This window comes from Amphritea sp., assembly GCF_050300915.1.
GTDB lineage: Bacteria > Pseudomonadota > Gammaproteobacteria > Pseudomonadales > Balneatricaceae > Amphritea.
The window spans coordinates 1-17,791 of the sequence record NZ_JBNKYN010000092.1 but is presented as its reverse complement, the minus strand read 5'-3'; the positions used below and the strand labels follow the sequence as shown (position 1 = coordinate 17,791).

General features: G+C 52.7%; 19 protein-coding genes. 13 read left to right on the top strand and 6 right to left on the bottom strand.

Annotation, left to right across the window (positions count from 1 at the left end; all coding sequences use genetic code 11):
* The 6 genes from ACQY8X_RS18395 to ACQY8X_RS18370 form a co-directional block, all read right to left on the bottom strand.
* The coding region (locus ACQY8X_RS18395) for an alpha/beta fold hydrolase (RefSeq protein ID WP_428036589.1) at nucleotides 1-461 on the bottom strand (461 nt) is incomplete at its 3' end.
* 81 nt (nucleotides 462-542) lie between these two features.
* The gene (locus tag ACQY8X_RS18390; protein WP_205212223.1) at nucleotides 543-1,094 is read right to left on the bottom strand and encodes a flavin reductase family protein; all 552 of its coding nucleotides are present in this window, start codon (nucleotides 1,092-1,094) and stop codon (nucleotides 543-545) included.
* Between the two features lie 70 nt (nucleotides 1,095-1,164).
* Nucleotides 1,165-2,364, bottom strand: a complete 1,200-nt coding sequence (locus ACQY8X_RS18385) for an acyl-CoA dehydrogenase family protein (protein WP_091352270.1) — start codon at nucleotides 2,362-2,364, stop codon at nucleotides 1,165-1,167.
* Between the two features lie 53 nt (nucleotides 2,365-2,417).
* Nucleotides 2,418-3,356 carry a 3-carboxyethylcatechol 2,3-dioxygenase gene (locus ACQY8X_RS18380; RefSeq protein WP_428036588.1) on the bottom strand — a complete coding sequence of 313 codons (939 nt, stop codon included), beginning with the start codon at nucleotides 3,354-3,356 and terminating at the stop codon, nucleotides 2,418-2,420.
* Between the two features lie 464 nt (nucleotides 3,357-3,820).
* The gene (locus ACQY8X_RS18375) at nucleotides 3,821-4,579 is read right to left on the bottom strand and encodes an IclR family transcriptional regulator (protein WP_428036587.1); all 759 of its coding nucleotides are present in this window, start codon (nucleotides 4,577-4,579) and stop codon (nucleotides 3,821-3,823) included.
* Nucleotides 4,580-4,708: 129 nt separating this feature from the next.
* Entirely contained in the window at nucleotides 4,709-5,263 is a 555-nt protein-coding gene (locus ACQY8X_RS18370) for a VOC family protein (protein WP_428036586.1), read from the bottom strand.
* Nucleotides 5,264-5,383: 120 nt separating this feature from the next.
* On the opposite strand from ACQY8X_RS18370, the gene ACQY8X_RS18365 reads away from it, so the two are divergent.
* The 13 genes from ACQY8X_RS18365 to ACQY8X_RS18305 all read left to right on the top strand — a co-directional run.
* Nucleotides 5,384-6,235 (top strand): fumarylacetoacetate hydrolase family protein, encoded by an 852-nt coding sequence (locus ACQY8X_RS18365; RefSeq protein WP_428036585.1) that lies wholly within the window; start codon nucleotides 5,384-5,386, stop codon nucleotides 6,233-6,235.
* Nucleotides 6,236-6,279: 44 nt separating this feature from the next.
* Nucleotides 6,280-6,846, top strand: coding sequence for a TRAP transporter small permease (locus ACQY8X_RS18360; RefSeq protein WP_428036584.1), 567 nt, complete (start codon nucleotides 6,280-6,282; stop codon nucleotides 6,844-6,846).
* Nucleotides 6,839-8,143: a TRAP transporter large permease gene (locus ACQY8X_RS18355; RefSeq protein WP_428036583.1), complete on the top strand. Its 1,305-nt coding sequence runs from the start codon at nucleotides 6,839-6,841 to the stop codon at nucleotides 8,141-8,143. Before ACQY8X_RS18360 ends, ACQY8X_RS18355 begins: the two co-directional genes overlap by 8 nt.
* A gap of 32 nt (nucleotides 8,144-8,175) precedes the next feature.
* The gene (locus ACQY8X_RS18350; RefSeq protein ID WP_428036582.1) at nucleotides 8,176-9,210 is read left to right on the top strand and encodes a TRAP transporter substrate-binding protein; all 1,035 of its coding nucleotides are present in this window, start codon (nucleotides 8,176-8,178) and stop codon (nucleotides 9,208-9,210) included.
* A gap of 113 nt (nucleotides 9,211-9,323) precedes the next feature.
* Complete coding sequence (locus ACQY8X_RS18345) at nucleotides 9,324-10,826, top strand: bifunctional 3-(3-hydroxy-phenyl)propionate/3-hydroxycinnamic acid hydroxylase (protein WP_428036581.1); 1,503 nt, start codon at nucleotides 9,324-9,326, stop codon at nucleotides 10,824-10,826.
* A gap of 12 nt (nucleotides 10,827-10,838) precedes the next feature.
* Nucleotides 10,839-11,816, top strand: coding sequence for a DUF4440 domain-containing protein (locus tag ACQY8X_RS18340; RefSeq protein ID WP_428036580.1), 978 nt, complete (start codon nucleotides 10,839-10,841; stop codon nucleotides 11,814-11,816).
* Nucleotides 11,817-11,869: 53 nt separating this feature from the next.
* Complete coding sequence (locus ACQY8X_RS18335) at nucleotides 11,870-12,733, top strand: CoA transferase subunit A (RefSeq protein WP_428036579.1); 864 nt, start codon at nucleotides 11,870-11,872, stop codon at nucleotides 12,731-12,733.
* Nucleotides 12,734-13,501, top strand: coding sequence for a CoA-transferase subunit beta (locus ACQY8X_RS18330; protein ID WP_428036578.1), 768 nt, complete (start codon nucleotides 12,734-12,736; stop codon nucleotides 13,499-13,501). It abuts the gene before it with no gap.
* 11 nt (nucleotides 13,502-13,512) lie between these two features.
* Nucleotides 13,513-14,715 (top strand): 3-oxoadipyl-CoA thiolase, encoded by a 1,203-nt coding sequence (gene pcaF, locus ACQY8X_RS18325; RefSeq protein ID WP_428036577.1) that lies wholly within the window; start codon nucleotides 13,513-13,515, stop codon nucleotides 14,713-14,715.
* Nucleotides 14,716-14,867: 152 nt separating this feature from the next.
* A complete protein-coding gene (locus tag ACQY8X_RS18320; RefSeq protein ID WP_428036576.1) occupies nucleotides 14,868-15,509 on the top strand; it encodes a helix-turn-helix domain-containing protein in 642 nt (213 codons plus the stop codon).
* 107 nt (nucleotides 15,510-15,616) lie between these two features.
* The gene (locus ACQY8X_RS18315; RefSeq protein ID WP_428036575.1) at nucleotides 15,617-16,561 is read left to right on the top strand and encodes an AEC family transporter; all 945 of its coding nucleotides are present in this window, start codon (nucleotides 15,617-15,619) and stop codon (nucleotides 16,559-16,561) included.
* A 17-nt stretch (nucleotides 16,562-16,578) separates the two neighbouring features.
* The gene (locus ACQY8X_RS18310; protein ID WP_428036574.1) at nucleotides 16,579-17,388 is read left to right on the top strand and encodes an AraC family transcriptional regulator; all 810 of its coding nucleotides are present in this window, start codon (nucleotides 16,579-16,581) and stop codon (nucleotides 17,386-17,388) included.
* Between the two features lie 74 nt (nucleotides 17,389-17,462).
* Nucleotides 17,463-17,791 (top strand): LysE family translocator (locus ACQY8X_RS18305; RefSeq protein ID WP_428036573.1); only part of this gene is annotated, 329 nt, incomplete at its 3' end.

Sequence of the window (17,791 nt, the reverse complement as noted above, 5' to 3'; positions counted from 1 at the left end):
CCTTCCGTTGGCATCGGTACAAACTGGCTTGGCCCACCGGTACCGCCGCCCATCAGAATCAGTTTGTTAACCCGTTCGGGCCAGCTGAGGGCAAAGGCCACCACGCTGTGTCCGCCCATGGAGTTACCGATCAGGTGGGCGGTTTCGATATCCAGACCGTCCATCACGCCTTTGACACAGGCGGCATTGAGATCGGAGCGGGAACCGGTGCAGACAACCGGATCACTTTTACCCCAGCCGGGGCAGTCCAGCAAAATAATACGATAACCCTGATTAACAAAAGGCTCGATATTGCGGTTAAAGTTCGCCCAACTGGTGGCGCCGGGGCCTGAACCATGGAGCATAATAACCACCTGCTCACCGGTTCCCAGTTCGTTATAGTGGATCTTATAGGGATTACCTTCGGCAACAATATCGATAAATTTGCTGCTGGAGGCTTCACTGATTTCAATCGTAGTCATAGATTCTGCCTTTTAATTCGTTATGTGCGAACGCAATAAGCCCTGTATGACAGGGCCTGGTTTATCTCATTGCTTCTGCGCTTACTGAGGAACGCTGCGAAAGGCTCCATTCAGATAGATCAGTGCTTCGCCATCATCCCGCTCGCAGGTGGCCATCACTTCACAGAGAAACGCGTGATGGGTGCTTTCATCAAACACTTTGATCACACGGCAGTCAAAATTGGCCAGAGTGCCGTCCAGGCTGGGGGCTCCGGTCACCAGTTCACGCCATTGGCCATATTCAAAACGTGCTTCACCGTGAACCTCTTTGTTCATACCGGCAAATACCTTGGCGATCTCTTCCTGCTCACTGGCAAGAATGTTTACACAGAGTGCGCCGCTGTTCAAAATGATCTCGCTGGCAGCGACATCTTTGTTTACGAATACAACCAGTCGGGGAGGATCAGCCGTGACAGAGCAGACCGCTGTTGCGGTCAGCCCGGCTTTGTTCTCACCGTCTGATGCGCTGATGATGGTGACTCCCACTGCAAAGTGGCGCATACCGTAACGGTGGTCGTCTGACGTCACCGTTGGCATGGCCGCTAATTTAGCGTTAGGCGTCCAGTCAAGAATCTGATTTATCTCTTTATTCATTACAACACCCTTTAAAATTGTTATACCGGGCAAGGGACACGCCCCTGCCTCAGGTGTGGTTTTTTATTGTTTATTGGGCTTTAACGCCGAACGGATTGGGTTGTGGCAGCGGGTTACCCAGCATCTGTCCACCCAGCAGTTCGCCGATGTTGTCCTGGTTCTGGGTGATGTGGTTCGCACCCACCAGAATGTCGCGCAACTGGCGCTGCATCGGGCTGGACAACCAGACGCCACGGGTTGAGGTTTTCTTGAAGATCATATGGGCGGCCTCAAAGCAGTCACCACCGGTAAACTGGTTGGTGGCGAAGGTACGCACGCGGACATCGGTGGGTACCAGCTCACCTTTTGACGCATATTTCCAGGCTTCCTCGGTATTCATCAGCACCCGTGCTTCAGCGCCGGTGATTTTAGCCTGAGCTTCACCCAGCTTACCTTTGATGAACGGGTCATTTACGGCAGCACCAACCGCCTGGTTGAGGTTCTGACGTGGCACCATATGTTCGATATAGAGATCAGCCATCCCTTTAGCCATACCGATGATGACTGAAGAGACCGCAGAGTAAAACACGCCGAAGAACGGCATCTTATACAGGTTGTTTACATGGCCGTGGGTCTCATCACAGTAATCACCAATGACATGGCTGCGATAAGCGGGGACGAACACTTCGTTAATCAGAAGCTTCTTACTACCGGTGCCCGCCAGGCCGACAACAAACCAGTCATCTTCAATCTCAAAGTCAGAGCGTTGCACCCAGAAAGAGCGGAACTCCATATTGCCTTCGGCATCGGCGACACGACCACCGAGAAAAGCGCCACCTGCCGCATGGTCGCAACCGCTTGATGTCAGCCACTCGCCATTCAGAATGTATCCGCCTTCAACCGCTTTTACGGTGCCGAAAGGGGCGTAGGACGAGGATATCAGACGGCTGCTATCGTCACTCCAGAGTTCATCACCGACGGTGTTGTCCAGCAAACCGACCTCGAACGGGTGCACCCCCAATACCATCACGTTCCAGGCACTGGAAGGGCAACCGCGCGCCAGTTCGATCAGAACTTTGTTAAGCACGTTAGGGTTCATCTCATAGCCGCCCCAGCGTTTTGGTTGCAGGATGCGGAAGAAGCCTGCCTCCTGAAACGCCTGAATGGTATCTTCCGGCACCATGCGGGCTTTTTCAACGGCATCGGCTTTCTCTCTGAGCCACGGAATCATCTTAGTTGCGCGGGCTACGATCTCTTCTTCGGTTGGGATCTGGACAGTCATATTGTTCATCGGTGTTCTCCTGAAATTCTATTTATTATTTGCTGGCATCGGTCCGGGTCGGATCAGGCCGACTCGGCGCTGACAACGCCATACCCGGCAATCCATTCGTTAATTGCGCGGTAATAATCTTTTCTTGCGGTTACTGATCCGGTTGCTCCGATCGCGGCAAAGGCTGCCACCCAGGTGCGTACCTCGTGCGCTGAACGTCCGGCTTGTTGCGAGATCTCCTCAATGGAGAGTTCATCAATCTCGGCCACCCGGCCATCGATCAGTGTCTGGATAAAGGTCAGATCCCAGTCTGCGTTGAGCGGGGTCTGTTCGCACAGCTCACTGCCATAGATCTTACCGGCGGCGATGGTGCGTTCCTGACGGGCGGCACGGAACTCCGGGGTAGGGTTACGTCCGGCAATCAGAAACTCAGCCACCTCTTCCGGGGCATCCGCCAGCAGCGGCACGGGAGGCTCGTGTGACAGACCTCCGGTACCCAGAATCAGCACCCGCTTGTCCAGTCCCGCGATAAACTGACCGACGACCTCGCCGAGTTTGCGGATGCGTGAATAGGGGCAGAAGGGCGGAGCAACAGAGTTGATAATGATCGGTACCACCGGGTAACGGCTCAGACTGCCGGTCATCTCTTCCAGCGTCTGGGTGCAACCGTGATCGACCTGCAAGCGGTGCGACAGGGTCATATCGATGCCGTTAGCGAAAAGGAATTTCACCAGCTCCATTGCGGTATCAGAATCAACACTCAGATGGCCGGGCAGGCTGCTGTAATCACCGACGGATTCAGCCGCAGTAGCAACCACAAATGGTGGCATCAGATCATAAAACAGGCCGTTATAGTGATCCGGTGCAAACAGCACGATCAGTTCCGGGTCAAAGGCTTCAACCTCGGCACGGGCCTTAGCGATCACCTCATCAACCTCTTTGACAATGCTCGCCTCAGGATCGTTATAGTCTCTCAGGGGGGTGTGAGACAGACACTTCAACATTACACTCATGCGGGACTCCAGAACCTGCCGGTCAGGGGAAGGCAATGCACTTTGCTTTCCATTAATCGGCGTGTTTTTTAGCTCTTTCCATGGGAGGGTCTCAGCCCTGGAAAGGCGATTTATTATTTGAATTCTGAGATGACGCGTTGTGAGCTTTCGGTAACTCAGGCAAGTCTATGGGGGTTAACCAGGCGTCATTTCAGAGTGAGGCCAGTGTAGAGATGAGGGCTATTGCAGGGCAATAAAAAACAGTCTGATGGTGCACTTAGTGCACAGTTTTGATGTTGGCTATGATGCTGGAAACGGTTTTTATTCGGTGTTAACAGGACTTTTTTACGGGGAAAATATCCGTTATCTCTAACCCGGTGAAGAAAGAGAGAGCGGCATGTCGGGTTGAAAATATTGGGGTGAAAATATCGGCATGAAAATATTGGCCTGGTGCTGGCCGATAGCAAAGAAAACTCAGCTGAAGATTAGTGTTTACCAACCTGATTAAGCTTTGCGCTAATCTGGGCAACACACTGTTTGAGGGCAAAGCAGAGTAGTTCGGTGTTGGCTTTGTCAAAGTTTTCGATGCTACCAACCAGGGCCAGTACTGCGGATGTTTCTTTATCCTGGCTGCTAATCGACATGGCAATACCGCCAATATTGGTATCCAGCTCACCTCTGGAAATGTAATACCCCAGCTGTTTTATCTCTCTGAGAATCGCGTAGAACTCGTCCAGCGAGTTTCCCAATCCCTGATGTGAAATCTCTTCACTAAAAGCCGAATAGAGTTTTTTTTGCTGGGGTTTTGTCAGCGAGGCCGCCAGAATTTTTGGCGCGGCACCAAAAAACAGAGGCCGCGGTCGGCCACGTCCATAGGTGAGCTCTAACTCCTGTTGGCTGTGATACCGATGTGTATCAATAACCTGCATCGATCCGGAAAAGTACACCGACAGCACAACATCGAAACCGGTTTGCTGGCCCAGCTGTTCCATGCAGGGCGCGGCACTTAGCAACAACGGATCACTCTGACGCAACTGATAGTCCAGTTCAATGATTCTTGGCCCCAGGGCATAAAGCCCGGCAGAGACTTTTTGCAGATATCCCGCTTCAACAAGCTCTTTTACATAGCGGTAGCCGGTGGCCCGGGTATAACCCAGGCGCTCATTAATATCATCCGGACTCCAGACAGGAGCTTCTCTGGAAAACATATCAAGAATTGCAAATACTCTGGCTGGGCTGGTCATCGGAAGGTTATTTTACTTTATTCAATTTTATATTTTAGCTCTACAGACGTGCCGGATTATGCCTTTTCGCTGTAGAAATATATAGCCGGATGGGCGATTCATTTTCGCCACAACCGGCCCGGGTTGGTTTTATTCAGCGAGCCCCATACGTATCTTCATCTCTTCGTGCCAGACTGAACGGGGTCTGAAACCCGGCAGTTTACGTGCATGTTCCTCTGTTACTTTCATCAGCGCTGCTTCATCCAGGCTGAAGTCGATAGGAACCCGCATCGGTTGGGTAACATACCAGGGCATATTGACATAGAGCTCAATGCGGTTGCCTTCCGGATCAAGCACGTAAACGGACAGGGCGTTGCCGTGGGTCACCGGAGATAAGCCAGGCGCGTCATCGGCTTGAAGCCGTTCATAGATCTCTTTCAGTTCGGCAACGGTTTCGCCTTTCAGCGATATCTGATTGATCACATTAAAACCAATATTTTCAGGTCTGCCACTGATCAGGACTATCTGATGGTGCTCATCCGGGTCTTTACTCATAAAAATAAGAGATACCGGGCCATCCGGTCCTTCCAGCTCGCCTCTGTCAGTCACGGTGAAATCCAGAATGCCGGTATAAAAGCGCTCCATAGCGTCAAGATCTCTGGCGAATATTCCGATATGAGTGAAGTTGAAACCCGATTTTTTCATTGTGATCTCTCTTTTTATTTATCTTTTATATTGAGAAAAAATTATTGACATAGGTCAATGATAGTTATTAAATCCCAACTATTGAGATTTTACAACAATAAATATGAAGAGGTTTTCTCGATGAAACTGATTAGTTTTGTATATAACGGGGTGGCAAGTTTTGGTGCGGTTGTGGATGCCGGTGTTGTCGATTTCAGAAAAGTGTTGGATGACCGTTATATCGACATCAAATCGGTATTGGCAGCGAATGCTGTGAATGAGTTGGCAGAGGTCTTGCCAACCTGCAAAGCACACTATGCACTGGAGGATGTTAAGCAGCTCCCGGTTATACCTAACCCGGGTAAAATTTGGTGTGCCGGCCTTAACTACGGTGAACATGTGCGTGAAACCGGCCGTGAAATTAATGAAATGCCAACATTCTTCCTGCGTTTTGCCGATTCTCTCTGTGCTCAGGGGGATGAGATTCCCTGCCCGCCAGAGTCGGGCAAGCTCGATTATGAAGCAGAGTTGGCGGTGATTATCGGTAAGCCGGGCCGCCGTATTAAAGAGGCGGATGCCTGGAATCATATTGCCGGTTACGCCTGCTTCAATGATGGCAGTATCCGTGACTGGCAGAAGCATTCGCAGCAGTGGGATCCGGGTAAAAACTTTTGGAAAACCGGTGCCTTTGGTCCGTGGATGGTGACTGCCGATGAAATCCCGGCTAACACCCTGATGACGGTTGAGTCACGCCTGAACGGTAAAACGATGCAGAAGGCGACCACTGACATGATGATACACAGCATCGAACGTCAGATCGCTTACACCTCAACGATTGCACCGTTACAACCAGGTGATGTCATCGTCACAGGAACGCCCGGCGGGATTGGTGCACGACGTGAACCCCCGGTATGGATGAAGCCGGGTGATCACATCGAAGTACTGGTAGACCGGGTAGGTTGCCTGAGTAACGTCATCGTCGCGGAAGACTGATTCTATCTGATGATTAAGAGCACCGTGTAACGGCCCTGCCCGGGATGAAGCGTTGTCCTGGCAGGGTTCGGTTACCACGACAAAATAATAAGAGTGTCGAGGTTGTTGTGTCTTCTAAAACGTTAAGTCATCGGTTCGCGCAGGTGATGTTAATCAGCGCGTCTTCCTGTTTTCTGATCGGGGCTGGAATAACCCTATTGGATGTATTTGTTCGAGCGCTGTTCCATTCCCATGTCGATGCATCGATAGAGCTGACAACGCTGTTTATCGGCCTGGGGGCGTTATTGTCTATGCCAGTGACCTTTAGCCGAAAAGGGCATATTACCGCAAAGCTGCTGAGCGAGTTTCTGCCCGCTAAAGTCGGTTATTGGCTAGCCGTTTTTGGGGCTGGCGTTTCACTACTGTTCTCGCTGATATTACTGATAGCTGAATATCTCACTGCCTATGAGAAGTTTGGCTCACCGGAAACCACACCTGACACCGGAATGCCGGTCTCTATTCTGCTGATTATTATCACCATCACTCTGTTTATGGCTTTCTGCGGGGCGGTTATCGCGCTGGTAAATAGTATTACCCATAGGGCTGCTGATGAGGGTGTAAATCATGGATAGTGGACTGATACTCGGTGGCCTGGGGATGCTTGCGGTTATCGTTATGATCTTTCTCGAGATACCGGTAGGGGTGGCGATGGGGCTGGTAGGACTGGGCGGTTGCGCCTGGATCATGGGGGTCGAACCCAGCAGCACCATTGCCAGTTCAACGGTATGGGATTCGCTGACCAACTATACCCTGACCGTTCTGCCGCTGTTTGTATTTATGGGCAATCTGGCATCGGAGTGTGGACTCTCCTCCCGGCTCTATAGTGCAATGCGCACTCTCATCGGCCATCGTAAAGGCGGTCTGGCGATTGCCACCATTGGTGCGTCGGCGGGTTTTGGCATGATCTCCGGGTCCTCACTGGCGACGACGGCGACAATGAGCCGGATAGCGATGCCGGAGATGAAAGCGGCGGGTTATTCGTTGCCATTGTCTGCCGGTACGGTGGCTGCCGGGGGCTCGCTGGGTATTCTTATTCCGCCATCAACGGTACTGGTTATCTACGCTTTTCTGGCCGAGCAGTCTATCAACAGTCTGCTACTGGCGGCGATGGGACCTATTGTTCTGGCCATTCTGCTTTACTGTCTGGCGGTCTATCTGCCAGTGATGCTGGGGCTGGTTAAGGCGCCGCATAAGGAGAAGGCCAGCCGGGCTGACCGTTGGGCGTCGATGAAAGAGATTGTTCCGCCCACCGGCGTGTTTGCACTCATGATGGGGGGGCTATACAGCGGTATTTTCACGGCAAATGAAACCGCCGCAGTCGGAGTGGGGCTGGTGCTGGTTTATGGGCTGCTGTCCAGACGGTTGAGTTGTGCGGGTATGCTGGCAGCGTCAGTGACTACCGCATTAACCTGCGGTGCTCTCTATCTGGTTCTGATTGCGGCCAACCTGTTTAACTTTTTCCTGGCGCTGTCCGGCTTACCCTTTTCGCTTTCTTCGATTTTCAGCGGACTGATTGAAAACCCGTTGCTACTGATTCTGGTGATGACCGGTATCTATCTGCTGCTGGGAACCGTGATGGATTCTCTGGCGATGCTGCTGCTGACCATCCCTCTGTTTGTCCCGATCGCGGATGCTGCCGGTATCAATCTGGTCTGGTTCGGTATCTATGCCGTCATGGTGGTTGAGCTGGGGCTGATCACCCCACCGGTGGGGATGAACCTGTTCATTATCAAAGTGGCTTATAGCGATATCCGACTGGTTCAGCTGTGGCAGGGCATCGCTCCGTTTGTGATTGCTGATCTGATTCGTATCGCTGTCATCGTTGCTATTCCCGCCATCGTGTTATGGCTGCCAGACAACGCACACTAAAACAAAAATAAATCTGAAAGGATGATGTGAAAATGAAAATTAATACAGCAAATTTAGTGCAAAAAACCGTAAAGACCGGGTCTGTCCTACTGCTCTCTGCCTTGCTGGCGGCTGCCGCACAGGCAAGGGAGTTTCGGGTGTCCAGTTTTGAGCCAGCACAGGGCTTTTTCTCCAGCAAAATTATTACGCCCTGGATAGAGCAGGTGAATGCAAGGCTTTCTGAGGGAAACCGTTTTCGCCTGTATCCGGGCAGTATTCTGGGAGCCCCTCCGGCGCAGCAGGAGCTGGTGAAAAAAGGTGTCGCTGATGTGGCTCTGGTGGTTCAGGGATATTCACCGGGACTGTTCCCGCTGACGTCTATTGCCGAGGTTCCTCGAATTGCCCCCACCAGTGCTGATGGTACCCAGGTGTTAAATCAGCTTTTGGCTGAGGGGGCGTTGCAGAAGGAGTATGACGACTACAAAGTCATCGCGCTGTTTACTACCCATGGGTATCGGGTTTTTTCCCGGGAAAAGGCGGTTCGTGTTCCCGCTGATATGCAAGGCATGAAACTGCGTACACCATCACCCTATGTGTCAAAGCTGGTGTCAATGCTGGGCGGTAGCGGCGTTTCTATTCCGGCGCCTCAGGTCTATGAAAACCTTGATCGGGGGGTCGTTGATGGGGTGCTGTGGGTGATGGATGCGTATAAGACATTCCGCCTTAATGAGGTTGCCCCGCAACTAACCATGACGCAGCTGACCGCCAGTCCTTTGGCTATTCTGATGAATAAAGCGACCTATAGCGCGCTGTCTGAAGCCGATAAAAAGGTGATCGATGAGTTGTCTGGTGAGGCTACCTCACGCTGGGTGGCTTCAGTTATCGATAATTATGATGCCGACATTGAGACATTGATGCGTAACAACAGCAACGTTTCATTCAATGATCAGCTGTCAGCTCAGGAAGTGGCGCAATGGGACAAAGCATTATCCGGCGCTGAAAACGAGTGGCTGGAGATACAGAAGTCCTTCGGTGTTGATGGTTTGCCTGTATTGCAGCAGGCCCAAAAGATACGCCAGCTTAACTAACCAAACCGGGACCCGCGCCGGGTCTCCTTCCCGTGTGATTTTTTTATGGGTGAGAACCCAGGGACAGACTCGGCCTGAAATATCTGAATTTAACTGGTTTTCTGGAGTTTCAAATGAGTAAGCAACCAACTGAACATTACGATGTGGCCATCATTGGTTTTGGCCCGGTCGGCGCAACACTGGCCAACCTGTTGGGTAAGTGTGGGGTATCGGTATTGATTCTTGATCGGGAGGCTGCCGCATACCACCTTCCCAGAGCGGTGCATTTTGATGACGAAGTGATGCGGGTTTTTCAAACGGTCGGACTGGGTGATGCGATTGCTGCAAACCTGCGGGTTAACCCGGGCATGCGCTTTGTGGCTAATGACGGCACGCTGCTGCTGGACTGGCCAAGGCCCCAGCAGATCAGCCCGCAGGGATGGTATGCCAGTTATCGCTGTCATCAGCCTGATATAGAGAAAGTTCTGCGAGAGGGGCTTGAACGTTATCCCCATGTCACGGTGAGAACCCTGTGTGAGGTTGTGAATCTCGAGGAGCAGTGTGATCGGGCGATGCTCGAGTATCACGATCTGCGGGAGGAGAAAACGGTCACTGTCAGCGCTAATTATGTGGTTGGCTGTGATGGAGCCAACTCGCTGGTACGCCGCTTTATTGAAACCGGGATGGAAGATCTGGGCTTCTCGGAGCGCTGGCTAGTGGTTGATGTGCTGCTGAACAGAGAGAAACCCGAGCTGGGGGATTACACCATCCAGTACTGTAACCCTGAGCGGCCAGCCACTTATGTCAGAGGACCGGGTAACCGGCGTCGTTGGGAAATCACTGTTAAAGATGACGAGCCTTCGGAGGAGATGATCTCGCCTGATGCGGTGTGGTCATTGCTGCAACCCTGGTTGGATAGCTCAGAAGCTGAACTGGAACGTTCAGCGGTCTATACATTTAACTCCAAAATTGTCCATCACTGGCGTAAGGGACGTTTCCTGCTGGCCGGTGATGCTGCCCATCTGACACCTCCGTTCATGGGGCAGGGGATGTGCGCCGGGATTCGTGATGTCGCGAATCTGGGCTGGAAACTCGCCTTATGTGTAACGGCACAGGCACCGGATTCGCTGCTGGATACCTATGGCACTGAGCGCTATCCCCATGTCAGAGAGTATATCGGGACTGCCGTTCGCCTGGGGGGGCTGATCAATACCTGTGGCACTGAGGAGGCGCTGAATGCTGCACTGTACAGTCAGGATGGCAGCGCCCGAATGACCTCAATCTATCCCGCCTTAGGCAGGGGAATGAGTGTTGCCGGTCAGACTGCCTGTCTGTTTCCACAGCCCAGGCTTAAGGATGGAACTCTGAGCGATGATCGTCATGGTTATGGTTTTGCCCTGTTATCAGACCCCCGGGCTCTGCCGTTAAGCGCAGCCCAGCTTGAACAGTTGAAAGCGAAGAATATTGCCTTGCTTCAGACCGATCAGTCTGAAGATCTGGCGCAATATCTTGAGCAGTTTAAGGCACACGCAGTGCTGGTGCGTCCCGACCGCTATCTGCTTGGCACCGCCTGCAACCAGGCTGAGTTACAGCAGTTACTGGATAGGTCACTGGTGACACCGGCGCAGTGCGTCTGAGCAGGAGGTTGTGTGAATCCGTCCAAACTGAAACCCCTGCCAGTGGCTGACTGGAATGTATCGCTGGCACCCGTCATTAACGATATGGGCGGTGCTCCTCTGAATGTCCACGGCTTGCTGGCGCATCAGCCTGAGTTGTTGCGGGCCTGGTGGAGCAGCCGTCGCTATCTGGTGTCGGGTGCATCTCTTGGCCAGCGCTGGGGTGAGCTGGTGATTCTGCGTGTCAGTGTGTTGACCGGCTCATGGTATGAGTGGGGTGCGCATGTTGTCAGGGGGCTGCGCTGTGGATTGAGTCAGCAGGAGATCCTCTGTGTCATGCAAGGTGCTGAGAGCTCTCTGTGGAATGCCGCTGATATGGCTGTGCTTCAGGCCGTCGATGAGCTGTTTCATCATCGGCAACTCAGGCCAGCAATGCAGGAAGCGTTAGCCGCACACCTGAAGACACCGCAGATGCTGGACCTGATGGCACTGACCCATATGTACCTGTTCCTGGCGGATGTTCTGAAAACCTGGCCAGTGGAGCTGGAAGAGCCGGTGGTCGGGGCGTTACCGGATGGCATAACCGCAGAGCAGTTCGGGCAATCGTTGGCCGATGCCAGCGCCCGGAAGACAGAACGCTGCTGTCAGCAGGTTCAGCAGCAATCCGATCTGCGAATAACCGCCCTGTTAGCGGCTGACTGGGAAACCGTTGCAGCACTGATCCATCCGCAATTGCGTTACATCCATTCAACCGGATTGCAACAGCGTCGCAGTGATTATCTTGCGTGTCTGCCTGAGGGGCCTGATTTTCTCGCGATTCACAAACAGGATCAGCAACTCGACTGGCTCGGTAACAGTGTGCTGTTAACTGCGGGAATGCAGATGGAGATTCAGCGGGTTAGCGGTGAACGGGTGACTATCCGGTCACATATCTCGGAACTCTGGGTATGTGAGCAGGATAGGTGGCTGCTGAAACTGTTCCAGTCGACCGCAATTCCTGCGCCACGATAAAAATAGAACGATGTTAACGGGTGTTTCTGGATACCCGTATTGGAGACAGTCAAATGGCAGAGTTTATCTCTCTCAAAGAAGCGGTAGAACGGTTTGTAAAGGATGGCGATCGGGTAGCGCTGGAAGGGTTTACCCACCTGATTCCCTATGCCGCAGGACATGAAATTATCCGTCAGCAAAAGCGGGATCTGACACTGATCCGCATGACACCTGATCTGATCTATGACCAGTTAATCGGCATGGGCTGTGCCAGCAAAATGATTTTTTCCTGGGGTGGCAATCCCGGTGTTGGCTCACTGCGTCGCTTTCGTGATGCCTATGAAAATGGCTGGCCTGAGCCCCTGGCAATCGAAGAACACAGCCATGCCGCGATGGCCAATGCCTACGAGGCGGGAGCTGCGGGTTTACCATGCGCCCTGTTCCGGGGGTATCTGGGGGCCGGATTACGCGCGGTGAATGACAATATTAAAGATTTTACCTGTCCCTATACCGGTGAGCAGCTGACCACCGTACCGGCCCTTAATCCGGATGTCAGCATCATCCATGCGCAGAAGGCTAATCGCCGCGGTGATGTGCTTATCGAGGGGATTATCGGGGTACAGAAGGAAGCTATTCTGGCGGCCGCCCGGTCGATTGTCACCGTTGAGGAGGTGGTGGAGTCATTTGATGATCTGCATCCCAATCTGTGTGTGTTGCCCGGCTGGGCTATCTCGGCGATTGTCGAAGTGCCCGGCGGATCGCACCCATCCTATGCCAATGGTTATTACGAGCGCGACAACGCATTTTATAAAGCCTGGGATCAGATTGCCGCAGATCGTGAACGGTTCCTTAGCTGGATGGAGACACATGTTCTGAATGTGGGGCCTGACGTGTTTATTGACCGGATTAAGCCGGTAACCATGAGTGAGGAGGCATAAATGAGTTATACCGCAACAGAGATGATGACCATTGCCGCATCCCGCGCTATCGGCAACAGTGATGTTTGTTTTGTCGGCATTGGGATGCCATCAGCGGCCTGTAATCTGGCCCGGCTGACCCATGCGCCGGATGTCTGTCTGATCTATGAGTCCGGTACGATCGGTACCCGGCCGGATGTATTGCCACTGTCCATTGGTGATGGCGAGTTGTCTGCAACCGCTATTACGACGGTTGGCGTCACCGAAATGTTTCGTTACTGGCTGCAGGGAGGAAAAATCTCGGTAGGGTTTCTGGGGGCCGCGCAGCTGGATAAATATGGCAATATCAATACCACAGTTGTAGGCGATGATTATCATCACCCTGATGTTCGTTTGCCGGGCGGTGGCGGGGCTCCGGAGATTGCCACCTCATGTGGCGAGATCTTTATTGTCATGAAGCAAAGCCGGCGTGGTTTTGTCGAAAAAATCGATTTTACCACCTCGCTTGGCCATGGCGCTGACGGTCAGGAACGTGCCCGTCTGGGGCTGAAAACCAAAGGGCCCAGTCGTCTGATAACCGATCTCTGCGTGATGCAGCCTGATCCGTCCACTAACGAGTTCATGGTGACCTCCATCCACCCCGGTGTTACCCGGCAGCAGATTATCGACAATACTGGCTGGCCGATTCAGTTTGCTTCTCAGGTTTCGCAAACCCCGATGCCTTCAGAGATCGAATTAAGCACCTTACGCGCCCTGAATGACCGCACAGCGCGTGCCCATCAGCAGTAGCAGGAAATGATATGAAAGATGTCTATATTTGTGACTTTGTTCGTACGCCGTTTGGCCGTTTTGGTGGGGCATTAGCCGCTGTCCGGCCAGATGATCTGGGGGCGGTTCCCCTAAAGGCGCTGTTGCAACGTAATCCGGGGCTGGATCCGCTGGCGATTGAGGATGTTATCTTCGGCTGTGCTAATCAGGCGGGAGAGGATAACCGCAATGTTGCGCGGATGTCTTTACTGTTGGCGGGGTATCCTCACGAGGTGCCAGGCAGCACCATAAACCGTTTATGTGGCTCGGGAATGGATGCGGTTCTCACTGCCTTTCGCTCCATTCGTGCCGGTGAAGCTGAGTTGTTAATCGCCGGTGGTGTAGAGAGTATGTCCCGCGCGCCTTTTGTTATGCCCAAAGCGGAGAGTGCGTTTTCCCGTCAGGCGCAGATCTATGACACAACCATCGGCTGGCGCTTCGTTAATCCGCAGATGCAGCAACGCTATGGGGTCGATTCAATGCCGGAGACGGCAGAAAATCTGGCTGAAAGATTCAGTATAAGCCGCGCTGATCAGGATGCTTTTGCTCTCCGTTCGCAGCAGCGCGCGGCCCGGGCTCAGGCTGATGGCACCCTGGCAGAAGAGATCGTGCCGGTGACTATCTCTCAGCGGGAAAAGCCTGATCTTATTGTCGACTGTGATGAACATCCCCGGACTGACAGCAGTGCCGAGACGCTTTCCCGATTAAATCCAGTGACGCCGGGGGGCAGCGTGACAGCGGGTAACTCCTCCGGTGTTAACGATGGGGCTGCTGCTTTGATCCTGGCATCGGCAGATGCAGTTGAGCAATACGGCCTGACACCGCTGGGCAAGATTCTTGGCGGTGCCTGCGCTGGGGTGATGCCTGGTATTATGGGGTATGGTCCGGTTCCTGCGGTGAAAAAACTGTGTCAGCGACTGGGCTTGTCGTTAGGTCAGTTTGATACGGTTGAGATCAATGAGGCGTTTGCCGCCCAGGCGCTGTCCTGTATCCGCAATTTAGGACTGCCAGACGATGCTGATTATATAAACCCCAATGGCGGTGCAATCGCGCTGGGCCACCCGCTGGGAGCATCGGGTGCCCGCATCACGGGCACCGCACTGCTTCAGTTACGCCGGACGCCGGGGCGCTATGCTCTGGCGACTATGTGTGTCGGTGTCGGACAGGGAATTGCGCTGGCTCTGGAGCGTGTTTGAGCTGTGTTAAGCATGTTATTCAACGCTGTATTCAGCCTTTGAAAGAGTGATTGACGATGTACGGGGGCGATATGAATAACCGGAATCTGATCCTTGCGGATGGAGAGCGACAGGTTGAACTCTGTTTGGGAGCTGCCGTCGGGCTCCCATATATGAGTGTATATCAGGGCTTACGGATCAGGCAGATGGCAAATGACACCCGTAATCTGCGAATTGAATTACACCCCGTGGCGATTCAGGGGGGGATCAAGAGACGAGGTTCAATGGGTGCTTTTTCTTTTGATAAGTCCAAATCTATAGCGTCGCATCACTCTTTATCGCAGCGGCAGTTAATCGATTTGATTCTGTTTTTGCTCAACTCTGTAGAGCCGCTTCCCAGCGGGCTGCAGGGATACTATATCGATATCATTTCTCATCTGCTGGATGAGCAGAGATCGGAGCCGGGCCTGGATCTGAAAGGTACGAAACGTAGAAGTTTTACCCTGTTGGCAGAATATATTGAGGTAAATATAAAAAGTAGTATCAGCGTGCAAGAACTGGTCGATCAAACTCATATGAGTGAACGATCACTCTATTATCTGTTTAACGAAGCGGTCAGGATGACGCCGTTAGCCTATATCCGTCAGCAAAAAATAAAGTCGGCATACCGTGAGCTTTGCGCACAACATTCGTGCCGGAGTATCACCCAGATCGCTATGGATTTTGGCTTCACTAATCTGGGCCGGTTTGCTGAGATTTATCGCAAGCAGATGGGTGAACTGCCCTCGGAAACCCGCATGAAGTGGCGCGGTTAAATTCCGTCCTTACTTGCACCTGACCGGGTGTCGCAGTATGTTAACGGCCTTAAACGCTCTGGATTACTGTTCCTCTTTCTACTCTCTGATTCGGTATCACAATCGCTATGCTAACGATAATCGGTATTACCGCGCCTATTTTCCTGTTGATTCTGGTCGGCTTTGTTGCCACCCGGGTCGGTATTATTCCCCAGGAAGCGCTGCCGGGGATGAGTCGCTTTGTGCTTTTTCTGGCGCTGCCGGTGCTGATGTTTCAGAAAATATCGCAACTGGATCTGGGGGTACTGATCGATCCTCAATACCTGATGGTGTACAGCTTCAGTTGCCTCGTGTCATTTGTCTCTGTTTTTTGCATTAGCCGTTTTTTACTCAACAATAGCACCAGCTTTTCCGGCCTCAAAGGCTTTGGCAGTGCCTGCCCTAACAGTGCCTTTATCGGTTTGCCGGTGCTATTGCAGTATTTTGCTGAAGATGCGCCGACTCAGGCGTTTGCGATGTCGCTGATGGTGGAGAATATTGTCCTGTTTCCACTCGCCTTCGCGTTGATGGAAACCCATGGTGACACCGGTATTGGCCCGAAAAAGATCGTCATCACGGTAGTGGGGCGGCTGGTGAGGAATCCGATTATTATTGCGGTTTTTTCCGGCGTATTCGCGTCGCTGATCGGTTTTCAGGCGTCGGGATTTCTCGGTCGGGGGATGGACCTCCTGGCTGGGGCAGCAGCACCGGTGGCACTGGTCATTATTGGTGGCTCTTTGGTTGGCGCAGCGTTTAGTGCATCGTTCAAAGATATCCTCATGATTGCCAGTTTTAAACTGTTGCTACAACCGCTGATCGCATTGTGTCTGGTGATCTTCGTGGTGCCCGATATGGATCTGATGCTGAAGCTGGCGGTGGTGATCTTTTCGGCGTCGCCAATGCTGAGTATCTACCCCATTGTGGGGGGGCAGTATGGTAAACAGGCCTACTGTTCCGGGGTACTGACGGTGACTACCGTGCTGGCGTTTTTCAGTATCAGTCTGATGCTGAGTTTGCTGAGTCTTATACAGTGACAGGGCAAGCGCAGAGGATGAAGGTCAGGGATATCGAACAGCAGTTTATACGTTTGCCGGGGATGCCACAGATGGAGCTGCGTTCTACATGGGACAGCCGACAGGGGTATAAATCCCATAGCCATCGACAGTTTTCAATCGGCCTGCTGCACTCCGGGGAGACCTGCTTCAGCTGTAATGGCGACGAACAGAAAATCGTTGCAGGGGAGTTGGTGATCATCGAACCCGACAGGGTTCACGCCTGTAACCCTCTGGAAAATGGTAGTCGTGGCTACTATATGCTCTATATTGAGGCCAGTTGGTGTCTGCAGTGGCTATCATCCTTCTATGGATCTGACGTGACGCTTTTCTATTGCGAGCAGACACTGATCCGGGATCAGCAGGCGATTGATACCTTTCTGACCCTGGTCGAACAGTTACAGCATCAGGATGCCGGAGCGATCCCGATAACGCTGGAGCGACTGGCCACGCAGCTGTTGCTGCCATACTGCAGCCCTGCAGAAGAGGGCAGTGACAGAGATCACCGCTGCGTTGAGCTAAAGCAGCGTTTGCTGGCCGATCTGCAACATCCTCCGGCACTGGCGGAACTTGCCGCAATCAGCGACTGTACACCGGAGGCGGTGATCAGGATGTTCCGCCGTCATTACGGTATTACGCCGAAGGCATTGGTGAATAATGCCCGTATCGAACAGGCCAAGCTGTTGCTGCGTGAGGGGGTGCCGATTGTTGATGTGGCGGGGCAACTGGGTTTTTCCGATCAGAGTCAGTTTCACCGCACCTTTGTTAACTACACTGCGTCAACTCCGGGGCAGTATCAGCAGAGCTGATCAATTTCGCACAATCATTCGTTTGTATGCTCTGCCAAACTCCGTTTCTTGTATCTATCTGTGACGGAGGCTCTATGTCCCTTGATTATCTTATTCCTGCTGCTTTTCCCGCGTTGATTCTGGCACACTTCGTCGCGTTGCTAAGCCCGGGCCAGGATTTTTTTCTGATCAGTGCCAATGCCGTACGCCATGGTCTGGCCGGTAGCCGTTTTATCTGCCTTGGCGTAGCGCTGGGCAATGGCGTGTATATCGCTATCGCAATACTGGGTTGGAGTGGCATTCGCGACAGCCCTCAACTATTCAGCATTATCGAAACGTTGGGGGCGATCTATCTGCTGTGGATAGGTATTCAACTGTTACGCAGTCAGGCCGGTGATTTTATTACCGGAGATTCAGCAGGCCA

Excerpts from the sequence above, each read along its gene's own strand:
- ACQY8X_RS18390 (WP_205212223.1), bottom strand. The coding sequence starts at position 1,094 with ATGAATAAAGAGATAAATCAGATTCTTGACTGGACGCCTAACGCTAAA.
- ACQY8X_RS18385 (WP_091352270.1), bottom strand. The coding sequence starts at position 2,364 with ATGAACAATATGACTGTCCAGATCCCAACCGAAGAAGAGATCGTAGCC.
- ACQY8X_RS18380 (WP_428036588.1), bottom strand. The coding sequence starts at position 3,356 with ATGAGTGTAATGTTGAAGTGTCTGTCTCACACCCCCCTGAGAGACTAT.
- ACQY8X_RS18375 (WP_428036587.1), bottom strand. The coding sequence starts at position 4,579 with ATGACCAGCCCAGCCAGAGTATTTGCAATTCTTGATATGTTTTCCAGA.
- ACQY8X_RS18370 (WP_428036586.1), bottom strand. The coding sequence starts at position 5,263 with ATGAAAAAATCGGGTTTCAACTTCACTCATATCGGAATATTCGCCAGA.
- ACQY8X_RS18365 (WP_428036585.1), top strand. The coding sequence starts at position 5,384 with ATGAAACTGATTAGTTTTGTATATAACGGGGTGGCAAGTTTTGGTGCG.
- ACQY8X_RS18360 (WP_428036584.1), top strand. The coding sequence starts at position 6,280 with ATGAAGCGTTGTCCTGGCAGGGTTCGGTTACCACGACAAAATAATAAG.
- ACQY8X_RS18355 (WP_428036583.1), top strand. The coding sequence starts at position 6,839 with ATGGATAGTGGACTGATACTCGGTGGCCTGGGGATGCTTGCGGTTATC.
- ACQY8X_RS18350 (WP_428036582.1), top strand. The coding sequence starts at position 8,176 with ATGAAAATTAATACAGCAAATTTAGTGCAAAAAACCGTAAAGACCGGG.
- ACQY8X_RS18345 (WP_428036581.1), top strand. The coding sequence starts at position 9,324 with ATGAGTAAGCAACCAACTGAACATTACGATGTGGCCATCATTGGTTTT.
- ACQY8X_RS18335 (WP_428036579.1), top strand. The coding sequence starts at position 11,870 with ATGGCAGAGTTTATCTCTCTCAAAGAAGCGGTAGAACGGTTTGTAAAG.
- ACQY8X_RS18330 (WP_428036578.1), top strand. The coding sequence starts at position 12,734 with ATGAGTTATACCGCAACAGAGATGATGACCATTGCCGCATCCCGCGCT.
- pcaF (WP_428036577.1), top strand. The coding sequence starts at position 13,513 with ATGAAAGATGTCTATATTTGTGACTTTGTTCGTACGCCGTTTGGCCGT.
- ACQY8X_RS18320 (WP_428036576.1), top strand. The coding sequence starts at position 14,868 with ATGAGTGTATATCAGGGCTTACGGATCAGGCAGATGGCAAATGACACC.
- ACQY8X_RS18315 (WP_428036575.1), top strand. The coding sequence starts at position 15,617 with ATGCTAACGATAATCGGTATTACCGCGCCTATTTTCCTGTTGATTCTG.
- ACQY8X_RS18310 (WP_428036574.1), top strand. The coding sequence starts at position 16,579 with ATGAAGGTCAGGGATATCGAACAGCAGTTTATACGTTTGCCGGGGATG.